Origin of the sequence: Sphingobacterium corticibacterium (assembly GCF_004208525.1) — a bacterium.
Lineage (GTDB): Bacteria > Bacteroidota > Bacteroidia > Sphingobacteriales > Sphingobacteriaceae > Sphingobacterium > Sphingobacterium corticibacterium.
The window spans coordinates 139,090-152,399 of the sequence record NZ_SGIT01000006.1 but is presented as its reverse complement, the minus strand read 5'-3'; the positions used below and the strand labels follow the sequence as shown (position 1 = coordinate 152,399).

The window sequence follows — 13,310 nt, the reverse complement described above, 5'->3', positions numbered from 1 at the left end:
TTAACTTAATTTTAATTATGATAAATTATTGATATTATTTCTTCAATTCGTATAGCTGTTATGACATATCGGTCCCCCAGCAAGCATATTATTCCACAATCTGTATACTCAGTCCTTTTATAGTACTCCAACCAACATGATCGGATATGGATATCATAAAGTGATAGTCGCCAGGGTCGATGTCGGCAGATACTTCGATCTGTTGTACGGCCTCATAATTTTTTTGACCGGATGGTATATCGTAGGACTTGATAAACAAAAAAGGTTTTACAGGCTCTTTTTTAGGTTGCAGTTCACATTCTTCGAACTCGGTGCTGTGGGTGTGGTGATCAAAGTTATGGTGGATATCTATGCTGTAGGTACCCAGTTCAATATTGTCGCTGAATTTCGTTTTAAAGGTAAAACTCCCGCCTCTCTTCAACGTGCTGCATTGAACGGGAAAAGCATCACCAGTAAGGTCAATAACGGGTGCATGATTATCGACAGTTGTTTCATCGTTGTCCTTTTTGCAGCCAGAGAAAGAAAAAATTCCCAGTATAATAAATAAGCATAGCTTTTTAAATGATTTCATATATCTAATTTTTGTCTTTTTCATTACTTGTTTTATTTAACATGTTATAGTCATCGTCATGATTTTCTTTTGCGGGAGAAGTCAAAGGGTACAGACAGCGAAAGCACAATATTTCTTCCTACTTCGGGCATTTCGATCAGCCTATAGAAACTGGTATGGTCCAAATATTTGGTATCAAAGAGATTCTGCACCTGCAGATTTATCTGTATAGGTTTACCATAGATCATCAATGGATGACCAACCTGAACGTTTACAAGTTCATATCCCGGAGTTTTCTTTTCCGGAGGGACGATTTCGTTCTGCGGAGCCACCAACCGCAAATCAACAGAGAAGTAAGAATTCTTTAGGGAACCCGTATTCGGTTGCCAGCTCATATTGGCGAGGAAGGAGGCCGGCGGCGAGAATGGTAATGGATATCCTTTCTTGCTCCCCGAGAGTTGCTCAGCTTTTACGTATTCGGCGAGCAGCTCTGTACGGAAGACTTCCGAGAACCGGTAACCTATTTTGATTTCTCCGCCATAACGTTGTACCCGACTTTGTGTATATTCAAAAATCTGGTTCCCGGCTCCATAAAAATGGTCGTGGCGGGGCGTGGGGTTTAAGTATATATAGTTACTAAAGTAGTTATAGAAAGGATTCAGTTCTAAACTGAGTTTTTCTTTGCTGTAGCTGAGTCCCGCATCAAATTGATACGATTGTTCGGGCGATAGCGCCGGATCCCCAAGTTCGTAACTGAAATAATGATAGTTGACACCATTTGCAGCCAGTTCTTTGGCTATCGGTACGCGAAAACTTTTACCAACATTGGCCTTCATTGAAAAATCTCCTTCATTGTATGTGGCTCCCGAAGACCAAACCAAGCTGTTAAAGGTGCGCTGAAGATTTGCGGCCCGCGTGAGATATGCAGTTTCCGAGTTGCCGTTCTCCTCTGAAACGACAGACGGAAACCAGTCTGTATATTTTATGGTTTCGATATGGCTATAATCATATCGTAAGGCTCCATACAGCGAAACTTTGTCACTTAACCGGTATCGGTCATATAGAAAAGCGCCGGCTGAAAGTTGATTAAAACCGGGAATGAGGAAACTCCATCCGTCAATCCGGTTGTGCTGGTACTCACCATTGATTCCGGCTACAAAAGTGTGCTGTCCTATGGAAAACCTGTCACGAAGATTCAAAGAATAAACCCTTTTGTCATATTGCCGTTCAAGGTCTGAAGGCATTTTCATGCTGTCCGGATATACAGGTGGCATGTAGCCATGATTTACATATTTGCTGTATTCCTGACGGAAATTATGCTGAAATCCGGCTTCCATTTCTATACAATGGAAACCTATCGTTAAGGAACTTCGGTTAATAACCTTGAAGTGGTTCACCTGTTGATACGGCATTTGCATATCCCGGCTGGAGGTATCGTGCAGTTCGGTATCGACTCTTCGCGGTTCGAGTCCATGGGCATTAGCAAAGAAACCACTTCTGTTCGAATTGTTGCTGATATAGAAAATAGTCTCGAAATTTTCGGTAGCATACCCTCCATTGAAGTGGAAGTTCAGTTCTTTTCCCGCCGTATTCCGAGCCTTATTTTTGTGAAGGCGCACCGGATAGTCATAAACATGTACGGTATCCGTTGGAACCCGATAATCGCCATAACGCTGATAGGTAACCCTTCCTCCATAGATCCAGTTTTCTGTCCTACCCTGTGCATTTGCAGACACACCGTAGAGGTCGTTATTCGATTTGCCAATGAGGTTCAGGGATCCCGAAAGCGATTCCTTTTCGGACAAAGGCTCTGGCTTTATGTCAATGACACCGCCGATAGCATCGGAGCCATACAGGAAAGACGCCGCCCCTTTGATCACTTCGATATTTCCGGCAGCAAATTGGTCGATTTCCAGTCCATGATCGGCGCCCCATTGCTGTCCTTCATGTTTGACGCCCTTTTCTACGACTACGACGCGGTTGAAACCGAGACCTCGGATCAAAGGTTTTGACTGCCCAGATCCGATACCGATATTGCTTATCCCTGGAAGTCGTGAAAGTGTCTGCATTAAGCTTCCACCCAGATGCCGATGGATATACTGCTGATCGACAAGCTCTTTATTCAGCGCACCGGCAGGCGTAGTGGCGTAAATCTCTCCCAGGACATCAACTTGTTTTATCGCATAATTGGTCTTCTTCATAACGATAGTTCCCAAATCAATTGGGGTACTTTCAATCGTTATTGTTCTCTCTTCCGGTATATAACCTACATGACTGAGTACGACGACATGTTTACCCTGAGGTAAACCAGCTATTGAAAACTTTCCTGTATGATCCGATTTCGAGGAATGTCCTAATGTAGCGATCACAATCGATACATTAGGCAAAGTCTTGCAATCAGCATCAATTATCACACCTGAAAGCGTACATTCTTTTTCCTGTGCGTAAATAAATGTCGTTAATAATACGTTAAACAAGCAGATAATGTTATACTTCATCAATTCGCGTTCCTATTAGCTCTTTAAAAGCAACAAAGATGCAAATATAAAATACATAAATATCAAAAGCAACTTTATTGCTTTTATTTTTATATCCGTGTTAATCTAGATCCACTCCCAAAAATCTCAACCCTTGGTATGTAATAAATAGATAGCGTAATACAGTGAATAGTTCGCTAGAAAAAAGGGTAAATAATTCACAAAAGTGATGTTTATCATTTCTAGAAGATATTCTTTCCGTATCTTTGTTGAGATCCATTAAGAAAAAAAGGTTTGATACGTTTTTGTACCTATATTCTATTACTCGCTTTGACACTGCAATCATTCTATCGCAGTATTATGACAATGGAATATCAGATACATCTACCCGATTATCTCGCAAAATGTGTAAACAAGGACCGGCCGCAGCTTCACTGTGATGGTCAATGTATATTGATGCAGAAAATAAGCGAAAAAGAAAAAGAAGAAACAAAAAAGAATCTGGTAGTATATGAATATAATGCACTCTATCTGCATAAAGAGAGCACCATACATACGATGTATCAGCCGAAAGAAGAAATCGGTCCAAACCATTTCTCACCTTATCTGATTGATTATCTATTTAACTACAACACCTCTGTATTCCATCCCCCAATTAGCTAATCTACAACAGTGGAGCGTAGCCCTGACATCAACTTGACGCTACTTGTTATTTGGATACAATTCATTTCTTAGCTGAGAGGAAACCCAAGCATCATTTTAAAATGATGACAATTGGAAGTGCCTTATTCACCCCATATAACATGTTGGTTCCGATTCTTGATATGTCAATTCCATTAACAAGCTACTAGATTTCAATCACTTTTAACGAAAAAATTGTCTATCATAATGAGAAGAAAACTATTTTTTCTTGCCGCAGCATGCGTTGCGATCTTATCCTGTACAAAAGAAAAAACAGATTACGAAGCAGAAATAGATGTCGTCGTTCCAACATACGATGAATTTAAGGAAGCTATTCATATCCATAACGGAGATTATGACATCAGCATTGAAGCATTAAATGGAACGTTCTATAAGGGCTACAATGAAATCCGTTTAAAGATTACGAATAGCCAAACGAACGAAAAAAAAACGGCTTCTTCCGCTACCTTCTTTCCCATCAGAACAGATCGAGAGGAAAACAATACTTCCTGCCCTCATCAATACGATTTGGCTTATATAACAGCAGAAAACTATTTTTCGGGGTATGTCGTATTTACGCATGAAAGTAGTCTGGACGAACAATGGGAGCTTTATATCAACTTCACCATTGGTAATAAACTCCACACCATGAGACAAGCCATCACTGTTCAACAACAGACTAACAAAAATCTGAATATGGCTACCTTTACTGGAAAAGACAATAACCAATACGTTATCGCATTGGTCTCTCCACAAAAACCGAAGGTCGGCGAAAATAATTTGATTGCGGGAATTTACAAATTTAACAAGCCGATAATTGCATCCTCAGACGATTATCCGGACCCTTCAAAGTTTTCATACACTGAAGTAAACGATTATACTTTAAAGCTAGATCCCCGCATGCCAGAACCCTCTATGGGCAATCATTCGTCACCCAACAATAAAGATTTAACACCACAAAACGACGGTCTGTACCATGGCGTGGTCAATTACACGATGACCGGAAACTGGACATTGAATTTCATCATGCTGGATCAAAGTGGAAATATTATCAAAGGGACCGAAGTGCCTACAGATTTTACGCCAGGAGTCGAGGGTCTAAAAAGTGAACTGCATATTGACATTCTATTCTAAATATATGAAGAAGCTACATATTATTTTTGGAATTCTTTTTCTTGGAATAAATGCTAAAGCACAACAGGTGCATATCCAGCGCGATAGTATTCAGCAAATTGAAGAAGTGAAAGTTATCGCCACCGCTAAGAAAAAAATAGAAAACGAAATGAAGATGGCGGTTTCAGTAGATGAATTTTTAGCCTCTTCTGACAATATCAGTTTCATCAAACGCGGAGCATACGCATGGGAGCCCCTACTGAACAACATGAGTACGGAACGCTCTACCATTACGATCGATGGGATGCATGTTTTCGGTGCATGTACAGATAAAATGGATCCCGTCACCTCGTATGTAGAAAGTAACAACCTTTCCACAATCGATATTACATCGGGTCAAGAGGGAAGTATACATGGCGCGACGATTGCGGGAAGCATCGATCTGAAAAGAAAAAGTACCCCATTCGGGATGGAAAAAACATGGAGTGGTGGTTATCAAACTGGTTTTGAGACCAATAACAAACAGTTTTTCAACCTAGGGAACCTGTCTTATTCAAGCGATAAGTTTGTAGCGGATGGAAGTGTTGCTTTCCGAAAAGCTGGCAACTATTCTGACGGAAACAACACTGAAGTAAATCACTCGCAATACCGCAAATTTAATACTTCGTTAGGACTAGCCTATAAAACGGGACCGCTTTCCTCCGTTCGGGTAGATGCTATATATGACAAAGCAGAGGATGTCGGCTTTCCTGCCCTACCCATGGATTTATGGCTTTCCCGTGCATTGATCACGTCAGCCGCTTATAAACAATTGTTTGAAGAGGGAATTGTACGCGTCTGGGATACCAAGCTATATTTCAATACGATGGAACATTATATGGACGATACGAAACGGCCTGAAAATTTAGTCCATATGGATATGCCGGGCTGGAGTACTACTTACGGACTAGTTTCGCGTGCGAATTTAAAACGACATGCTTATAGCGCAGAGATTCAGTTAAATGCTTATGATAATCTTTCTATTGCGGAAATGACTATGTATCCACAAGACCGGAGCAATAAAACTATGTTTGCATACAGCTGGCCTTGGGTTACCACTCGTTTCGCAGGCTTATCAATAAATAATTCTTGGGATTTTTCAGAAATCAGCCGATTAAATTTCGGTGGATCTTTGGGCTTGAATTACAACCACTCGAAATATGTGGAATTTAACTGGATTTTCTATCCCGGTACTCCGCAGGAAAAAAACAGGATATTGCCAGCTTTGCACACAAGTTATCAGCTAAATATCCGGCAGTTTGATTTTTCCGTGGGAGCGGGCTACGGACATAGAGCACCATCTGTTTCGGAAGGATATGGTTACTATATATATAACAGCTTCGACCGATACGATTATATTGGGAACCCCGACCTGAAGAATGAAATATCCTATGAAGTTAATGCGAGCACAGAATTTAAAAAGGACGGAATAGGTATACAAGTTAAAGCAAACTACTTTCATATCCAAAATTATATCGTTGGAAAAATCTTGAGTTTGGGAAGCCCGATGAACTACCAGTCGGTCGGTGTGAAGGGGTATACCTCCTTGAATTATGCTAAACTTTTCAACATGGCTTTGAATGCTAACTACGATATCCTAAAACACTTGCATTGGAAAGGAACCCTTAGCTATGCGCGGGCAACAGACGACCAACATGGGAATCTACCCTTCATCCGTCCGTTGACCTATCAAACATCCCTTCATTTTATGCATCACAAATTTGGCATTCAAACGTCTTTGCATGGTGATTTTGCACAGGATAATTACAGTCCGGAATATGGCGAAGACCCCACCCCCGCTTATCAAATTTGGAACATCTCTGCCGACTATACTTTCAATCTCAACAATTATAGAGCCTTTGTGCAGATCGGTGCTGAAAATTTATTCAATGAATACTACAGTACGTATGCCGATTGGGGGAATATACCGAGAATGGGACGTAACATTTTCACTTCATTAAAATTCAACTTTTAAAAACAAAGATTCTTCGCTGATGCTCAGAACGAGAGCAAAAATTTCAAATAACATTTTAAACAATCTCTTAAAATCAAAAAAGATGAAAACACTTAAAAACTATCTATTATTGTCGGTATGTGCACTTGCAGTTACAGCCTGTAGCAAGAACGACGACGCCCCTGTTGCCAACAATATCACGTTGCATTTCCATAACACTTTTAAGGACAAGACGATTGTCCTTGGAGATGCCACATCTTCAACAGCTACAAAAAACACCTCCGCAGAAGGACAAGTCCATCATTTCTCAGAGCTGAAATACGTAATAAGTAACATTCGCCTGGTAAAAGTGGATGGTAATGAAATCCCCTATAACATCAATGATTTAGATAAGGGAGCAACGGTCATCAATCATGCAAAACCACAAACGTTAGATTATGTATTGACCAATATTCCTGTAGGTGAATATAAGCAGATCAAATTCGGGTTGGGCGTTAAACCTGAACTGAATACACTCGATCAGGTGAGATTTCCGAAGTTTTATGGCGAAGCTGGTGCTAACGATACCAAAATGCACTGGGAATGGGGAACGGGATATCGTTTCGGAAAAATAGAGGGTTTTTACGACACCGACGACAAAGAACTATCTATCCATACCGGAAGTACAGTAGAAGGTGAAGAAGGCGCTTACACGCAAGGCGTTGATGCTTACAGAGAGATTACCTTAACGCTCCCGAATAAAGCAGTAATTGGCAGCAATGTTCCTAAAATCACCATCAAGGCGGACTTTGACAAACTACTAAGCGGAAAGACAAACACAATTGAACTTGGTGCAGGAAATGCTACACCGAGCGTACATACAGCTGCGAATATGGTGTTATTTGTCGATAACCTAGGCGGCAATGGATCCAGTGATATCGCCGGTATGTTTTCTGTTGAAAGCGTTCAAAACTAGTATATTGAAAAGAGCTGCCAACCTGTGCTAACAACGGCAGCTCTTATTTAGATTTCCTATAGCGATGAGAAAGGCAACTATACTATCATGTATTCTACTCGTACTGCTGTCCTGTTCAAAAAATGATACTGCACAACTCACAGCACACGACAATCCAGAGATTTCGTTATACGTTCCCGACGGATTCCCGGCACTAAATTCATCCGTAAGTCAGAACAGACCCACAAAATATGGCGTGGAACTAGGCGAAAAATTATTCCACGAGAAAAAGTTCAGCGGGAATAATACCATTTCATGTGCAGATTGCCATCATCAATCGAGTGCTTTTGCAGACAATAACGTTCAGGCTATAGGAATTTATGGGAGAGTAGGGCTACGGAATACCCCCCCTATTCAAAATTTGGCCTTTATGAAGTTTTATAATTGGGATGGCAACAAACTCACGCTAGAAAGCCAGCCGCTAGTCCCCATCATCACACACGAGGAAATGAATTCCTCCATTATGGAAGTCATTGGAAAAATAAAGGATGACCATGAATATAAGTACTTATTCAAAAATGCATTCGGCGATGAAGATATTACGCCTGACAGAATTTACAAAAGTATTGCACAGTATGAATATACACTGATCTCTGCTAACAGCAAGTATGATAAAGTGAAGCGAAACGAAGGAGAGGTATTTACAGAACGTGAGGCAAGGGGATATGAAGCGTTTAAGATTAAATGTGAAAGCTGCCATAGTACAGCGCTGTTTACCGATCAACGTTTTAGAAATGTAGGATTTCCATTAAACCCTAGTACGGAAGAAGCAGGACGTGCGCGAGTGACAGGGGTCTCTAGCGATTATATGAGTTTTCGAGTTCCATCTTTAAGAAATGCTGAATACACGGCACCATATGGTAGTTTTGGCCAGTTCCCCACTTTAAGAGCCGTTTTGGATTATTTCGATAATGGCGTATTAGATGCTGACAACCTAGATCCTATCTTAAAAGAGAACAATAATAGAATACCCTTAAGCGAACAGGAAAAGGATGATATTATTTCTTTCATTAAAACATTAAGCGACAGCACATTTATAGGAAAATAAATTCCCAATTGTTTCCCAAATTGAACCTAATATTTGTTCTTAGGATATGCTATAACACCTATTTCTTCGTTATAGATATGGCATAATTAAGAAAGACAATATTTTGATTAGCAAATTTATAGGCAATACTCCACTTCGGCGCTGTGATGCTCTCTCCACTCGATATCACACCAACATTTTTATTAAAGAAGAATTTCATAATCCTGGGATGTCTGCAAAAGATAGACCCGCATTGTTTATGATTAAGGATGCTATCGCTAAAAACAAAATCAAACCTGGTGGAATTTTTGTAGAGGCGAGCAGCGGTAATACGGGACTGGGAATTACGTTGATAGCCAAAAAATTAGGATACTGTGCTAAAATATTCGTTTCGCAAAGCTGTTCACAAGAGAAGATTGATCTTTTGACAAAAGCGGGTGCATACATCGAAATTTGTGAGAACTCAAACGGTTTACATGACTTCAATTCTACGCAGTTTCGGGCACAATCCTTTGCATCCGACCATCCTAATGCATACTTTACGAATCAATACTATAACTCCCAGAACATCCGAGCGCACTACAAAACAACGGGACCAGAAATCTGGGAACAAACAGAAGGTAACATTACACATTTCATAGCGGGCATCGGAACAGGCGGCACAATATCTGGCACGGGACGTTTTTTAAAAGAGCAACACTCCAAGATTAAAGTATGGGGAGTAGAGCCCAGAGGTTCTATTCTCAGTCATTTTCTCCAACATCGCACGCTTCCCGATCAGACGGTAGCTTTTGACCAGATTGAGGGCATCGGCAGAAATTTCATTCCAGGATCGTTTGATGCGGCTTATATAGATCACATCTTTCAGGTAGATTACCAGGAAACGAAACACATCGCAAACGAATATTATACTCAAACAGGCTTTACAGCGGGGTTTTCCAGCGCTGCCGTACTAGCATCTCTAGAAAGGTATCGAGATCGAATACCCCTTACTAAAACAGATATCGTTGTTCTATTCTTTCCGGATCACGGGAGTAGATATATGAGCAAACTTTATAACGAGAGAGTTCACCATCCCTCACCTCTTCAAACATCAGATCATTTTAACTTTTGAATATGTATACGTTTACCGATATCGCTATTCCAATTTCTTGGCCCGATAAAACTGCATTGGGTGATGAAAAATGGATGATATTTTTAAAGCAGATAGGCCTTGTAAAAAATCTCCATTTTAAAGTAGGACATGCGGCCTTATTACTTATCGAAAGAAATAGTGGCAACATACGTTATTTCGATTTCGGTCGTTATTTGTCCCCAAGGGGTTATGGAAGAGCAAGATCTACTCTTTTTGATCCACGTTTGGAAATATTCACAAAAGCAGTTATTACGCCACAAGACGAGATCCAGAACATAGAAGAAATTTTGAGAGAACTTTGTAAAAAAGAAGAGGCGACACATGGGGGTGGACGTACAGTCTTCTCGATATGTAAAAAAGTTTCCTTTTCAAAATGTGTCGCCTATGCGGAAAAATTGGTAGCCGAAGGACCTATTTTATATGGGGCTTTGGCAAAAAATAACAACAGCTGTTCCCGATTTGTAGCCCAAGTAGTAACAGAAGGAATGGACGCAGATGATAAAAGACGGCGTAAAATACTTTATCCCGAATGCCTAAAAGCAAGCCCGACGAGTAACGTTGTTAATGCCGCTCCTAACGAAGAGGTTTTTTGTTACGAGCAAGGTATACTCAAACAATGGAAAATGAAACGAAAAGACTCCCTGTTGTTCCAATTCGGCTTGTTGAAGGATAATTTCACAAAAAAAGGATCGCAGAATTTGGCATCAGACCAAATACCTGGCATGATATCGGCCCCGCCATGTCCACCCCTTGTACCTCCACATGCGCAATGGATCGGCGGTATTGGTGAGGGCGCTTGGTTCCGATTAGAGCAACTCCAAGGTGAAAACATATTTGTGATTTATAAATATGCTGTTTCCGGAAATCTAGAATATAAAATACAAACGACCTGTATCCAAAATTTCGATATCAATCGTCCCTATACTTTTACCTTCAACTTCCTACATAGCAGCTACTCCATTTTACAGGACGATAATCTTTACATATTTTCAGCAAGGTCAGCCTTTCAAGAAGCAGATGACAATAGAGAAAACATAAAAGCTATTTTATAATAATAAATTTATATAGATGAAATTAACAATTTTAAAAGCAAAAATTCACACCGTTAAGGTTACGGAGGCAAATGTAGCATACAATGGATCTATTACAATCGATGCCGATTTACTCGATGCAGCCGGTATCAAAAAATATGAACAAGTCTATATTAACAATGCGGTCAGTGGCAGCCGTATCATGACCTATGTGCTACCCGGAAAAAGAGGTAGCGGTGAAGTTTGTATGAATGGCGGTGCAGCACTTCATGCCACATTGGGTGATACGGTACATATTCTTTCTTTTATCCAACTATCGCCAGAAGAAGCAGATACATATCAACCTACACTCGTCTTTACAGAGGGCGAAAACAAAATCAAGTCGGTCGAAAAGTACGATTATTAATAAGAATATTTTTTCTCTGATTTCTTGTTTAACTTTGTAACTTAGAGGTAAGTTATGGCAAAAGCAGATATACGGACGTTGGAGGATATTAAATTGATGGTCGATACTTTTTATGGTCGCGTACAAGAAGACGATCGTATTGGTCCGATTTTCAACAGCAAATTGGATGGTCGCTGGCCGGTGCATTTGGAAAAGATGTATACATTCTGGCAAACAATCCTTCTTGATGAGTACACCTACCAAGGTCGACCATTTCCGCCCCATGCCCAATTGCCCATCGAAGCAGAACACTTCGAGCGCTGGTTACAGCTTTTTGACAAGACCGTAAATGATCTATTCGAGGGGGCTGTTGCCGAAGAGGCTAAAAGTCGAGGCCGCAAAATGGCCGCTTTATTCCAGGTAAAACTTGATCATATCCGACAATCGCCTTTCAAGCCCTTGCTCTAACGTAGATTCATTTTTAACATGGCAAGAACACTATCTAAACCACCAAAGACAGTAGATTTACATGCCGAAGCTTTTCTGGCTAACCTCGACATCTATGAGACCAATGAGTTATTAGCAGAATCACTGGAATTAATGCGAGAGATGCTCGACGCAGCCATCTATTGGGATTACACCGAAATACGTTTTATCCACGGGAAAGGAAAGGGTATATTGCGTCAAGCCGTTTATGACGAATTAGCACAGTATAGACAGAGCGCCGCCATTGCCAGCTATCACCCCTCCTATCACAATGAAGATATCGTGGTCGTTAATATCGGTCTATAACACTTTTACACGATACACCTCGTAAGGATAAGAAGCCTTATCTTGACCGTCATTCCATTGCGGCAAACGGTTCACCTGAGCACAAGAAAAATACAGATAACCATCACTTCCGACGCCCAAGGAATCCGGCCAGATCAAACGACTATCTTGTACTACCGTCTCCAATTTACCATCCGGTGTATACCGTTTAATACTATAGTCCAACGAAGAAGTTAAATAGATATTCCCTTTTACATCGGCGACTAAACCATGGGTAATCACCGTTTCTCCTAAGTCCTCGACCTTTGATTTCAATTCCTCCGCTGTTAAAGATACATCTGCGAGGTAAACCGTTTCTATCCGATAAAGTTTGGTTGAATTAATCGGTTTGAAATAGAAATATTTGTTGTCCTTTGTCAATGCAATACCGTTCACATTAGAACGGAACGGATTACCCTTGCTGTCTCGCATCTCCTGCCCAGCATAACTTAACACCACGTTAGGGTCCGCTTTTGTAAATGGAGAATCCGCCAGTACCAATCTTGTTGTCGACGTATTTAAATCTAACACCACAATACCCGCCTGTCCAGGGTCAGAAAGATAGGCTAGATTTTTATCGGTATCCACACGAACATCATTTAACCCTGACTTCGCTTTATCCAAATCATCAAAGGAATATTGTCTAACGACCTTGTTGCTTGCTAGATCTATCTGCACCAATTTGAATTGTCCTTGCAGGCTTTCCGCTGAACCGTCCTTTCCAAATACAGAAGCCCCAGAAGAAGGTTTAGAATCCAATACCCACAGTTGATTCTCCGTATCAATATAGATGTCCTGCACATTCACAAAATGGCTATCCGGCATTCCTTCTTTCACATTCCAAACCTTATCCGGATAAGGTTTACGTTCACCATCGACTATTTCAGACAGCCCCATGGCATAGGGTTCTTTTTTGGGAAAAGATACGAACACCCGGTTATCCGTTGAAACGCTCACGCCGATGGGCTGCGATTTTCCGAACGACGCGACAACCTCTAAACGTGCGTCTTTTATCCCTTGGGAAAATACATGGAAACTCATCGTACATAAATAGATAAAAATTAAATTCCTGACCATTATATGATGTTTACCTATATTTTCAAACACCATAAAT

General features: G+C 40.7%; 13 protein-coding genes. 10 read left to right on the top strand and 3 right to left on the bottom strand.

Annotation, left to right across the window (positions count from 1 at the left end; genetic code table 11):
* Positions 1–88: 88 nt before the first annotated feature.
* Entirely contained in the window at positions 89–571 is a 483-nt protein-coding gene (locus EWE74_RS20335; RefSeq protein WP_206365315.1) for a DUF4625 domain-containing protein, read from the bottom strand.
* 56 nt (positions 572–627) lie between these two features.
* A complete protein-coding gene (locus EWE74_RS21475; protein WP_130143497.1) occupies positions 628–3,048 on the bottom strand; it encodes a TonB-dependent receptor in 2,421 nt (806 codons plus the stop codon).
* A gap of 345 nt (positions 3,049–3,393) precedes the next feature.
* Here EWE74_RS21475 and EWE74_RS20325 point away from each other — a divergent pair, with 345 nt between their 5' ends.
* The 10 genes from EWE74_RS20325 (at position 3,394) to EWE74_RS20280 (ending at position 12,178) form a co-directional block, all read left to right on the top strand.
* Positions 3,394–3,690, top strand: coding sequence for a hypothetical protein (locus tag EWE74_RS20325; RefSeq protein ID WP_130143496.1), 297 nt, complete (start codon positions 3,394–3,396; stop codon positions 3,688–3,690).
* Positions 3,691–3,915: 225 nt separating this feature from the next.
* Positions 3,916–4,842 (top strand): hypothetical protein, encoded by a 927-nt coding sequence (locus EWE74_RS20320; protein ID WP_130143495.1) that lies wholly within the window; start codon positions 3,916–3,918, stop codon positions 4,840–4,842.
* 4 nt (positions 4,843–4,846) lie between these two features.
* Positions 4,847–6,835 (top strand): TonB-dependent receptor plug domain-containing protein, encoded by a 1,989-nt coding sequence (locus tag EWE74_RS20315; protein ID WP_130143494.1) that lies wholly within the window; start codon positions 4,847–4,849, stop codon positions 6,833–6,835.
* Between the two features lie 82 nt (positions 6,836–6,917).
* Positions 6,918–7,769, top strand: a complete 852-nt coding sequence (locus EWE74_RS20310) for an MbnP family protein (RefSeq protein WP_130143493.1) — start codon at positions 6,918–6,920, stop codon at positions 7,767–7,769.
* A 64-nt stretch (positions 7,770–7,833) separates the two neighbouring features.
* Positions 7,834–8,856 (top strand): cytochrome-c peroxidase, encoded by a 1,023-nt coding sequence (locus tag EWE74_RS20305; RefSeq protein WP_130143492.1) that lies wholly within the window; start codon positions 7,834–7,836, stop codon positions 8,854–8,856.
* Positions 8,857–8,959: 103 nt separating this feature from the next.
* The gene (locus tag EWE74_RS20300) at positions 8,960–9,949 is read left to right on the top strand and encodes a PLP-dependent cysteine synthase family protein (RefSeq protein WP_165384780.1); all 990 of its coding nucleotides are present in this window, start codon (positions 8,960–8,962) and stop codon (positions 9,947–9,949) included.
* Between the two features lie 2 nt (positions 9,950–9,951).
* On the top strand, positions 9,952–11,022 hold the full coding sequence (locus EWE74_RS20295; protein WP_130143490.1) for a DUF6695 family protein: 1,071 nt from the start codon (positions 9,952–9,954) through the stop codon (positions 11,020–11,022).
* Between the two features lie 16 nt (positions 11,023–11,038).
* A complete protein-coding gene (gene panD / locus EWE74_RS20290; protein ID WP_130143489.1) occupies positions 11,039–11,407 on the top strand; it encodes an aspartate 1-decarboxylase in 369 nt (122 codons plus the stop codon).
* 54 nt (positions 11,408–11,461) lie between these two features.
* Positions 11,462–11,854 (top strand): group III truncated hemoglobin, encoded by a 393-nt coding sequence (locus EWE74_RS20285; protein WP_130143488.1) that lies wholly within the window; start codon positions 11,462–11,464, stop codon positions 11,852–11,854.
* A gap of 18 nt (positions 11,855–11,872) precedes the next feature.
* Positions 11,873–12,178 (top strand): Smr/MutS family protein, encoded by a 306-nt coding sequence (locus EWE74_RS20280; protein ID WP_130143487.1) that lies wholly within the window; start codon positions 11,873–11,875, stop codon positions 12,176–12,178.
* Here the strand turns inward: EWE74_RS20280 and EWE74_RS20275 are convergent.
* Complete coding sequence (locus EWE74_RS20275) at positions 12,173–13,273, bottom strand: L-dopachrome tautomerase-related protein (RefSeq protein WP_130143486.1); 1,101 nt, start codon at positions 13,271–13,273, stop codon at positions 12,173–12,175. The two genes, EWE74_RS20280 and EWE74_RS20275, sit on opposite strands and share 6 nt — an antisense overlap.
* Between the last annotated feature and the right edge of the window lie 37 nt (positions 13,274–13,310).

Excerpts from the sequence above, each read along its gene's own strand:
- EWE74_RS20335 (WP_206365315.1), bottom strand. The coding sequence starts at position 571 with ATGAAATCATTTAAAAAGCTATGCTTATTTATTATACTGGGAATTTTT.
- EWE74_RS21475 (WP_130143497.1), bottom strand. The coding sequence starts at position 3,048 with ATGAAGTATAACATTATCTGCTTGTTTAACGTATTATTAACGACATTT.
- EWE74_RS20325 (WP_130143496.1), top strand. The coding sequence starts at position 3,394 with ATGGAATATCAGATACATCTACCCGATTATCTCGCAAAATGTGTAAAC.
- EWE74_RS20320 (WP_130143495.1), top strand. The coding sequence starts at position 3,916 with ATGAGAAGAAAACTATTTTTTCTTGCCGCAGCATGCGTTGCGATCTTA.
- EWE74_RS20315 (WP_130143494.1), top strand. The coding sequence starts at position 4,847 with ATGAAGAAGCTACATATTATTTTTGGAATTCTTTTTCTTGGAATAAAT.
- EWE74_RS20310 (WP_130143493.1), top strand. The coding sequence starts at position 6,918 with ATGAAAACACTTAAAAACTATCTATTATTGTCGGTATGTGCACTTGCA.
- EWE74_RS20305 (WP_130143492.1), top strand. The coding sequence starts at position 7,834 with ATGAGAAAGGCAACTATACTATCATGTATTCTACTCGTACTGCTGTCC.
- EWE74_RS20295 (WP_130143490.1), top strand. The coding sequence starts at position 9,952 with ATGTATACGTTTACCGATATCGCTATTCCAATTTCTTGGCCCGATAAA.
- panD (WP_130143489.1), top strand. The coding sequence starts at position 11,039 with ATGAAATTAACAATTTTAAAAGCAAAAATTCACACCGTTAAGGTTACG.
- EWE74_RS20285 (WP_130143488.1), top strand. The coding sequence starts at position 11,462 with ATGGCAAAAGCAGATATACGGACGTTGGAGGATATTAAATTGATGGTC.
- EWE74_RS20280 (WP_130143487.1), top strand. The coding sequence starts at position 11,873 with ATGGCAAGAACACTATCTAAACCACCAAAGACAGTAGATTTACATGCC.
- EWE74_RS20275 (WP_130143486.1), bottom strand. The coding sequence starts at position 13,273 with ATGGTCAGGAATTTAATTTTTATCTATTTATGTACGATGAGTTTCCAT.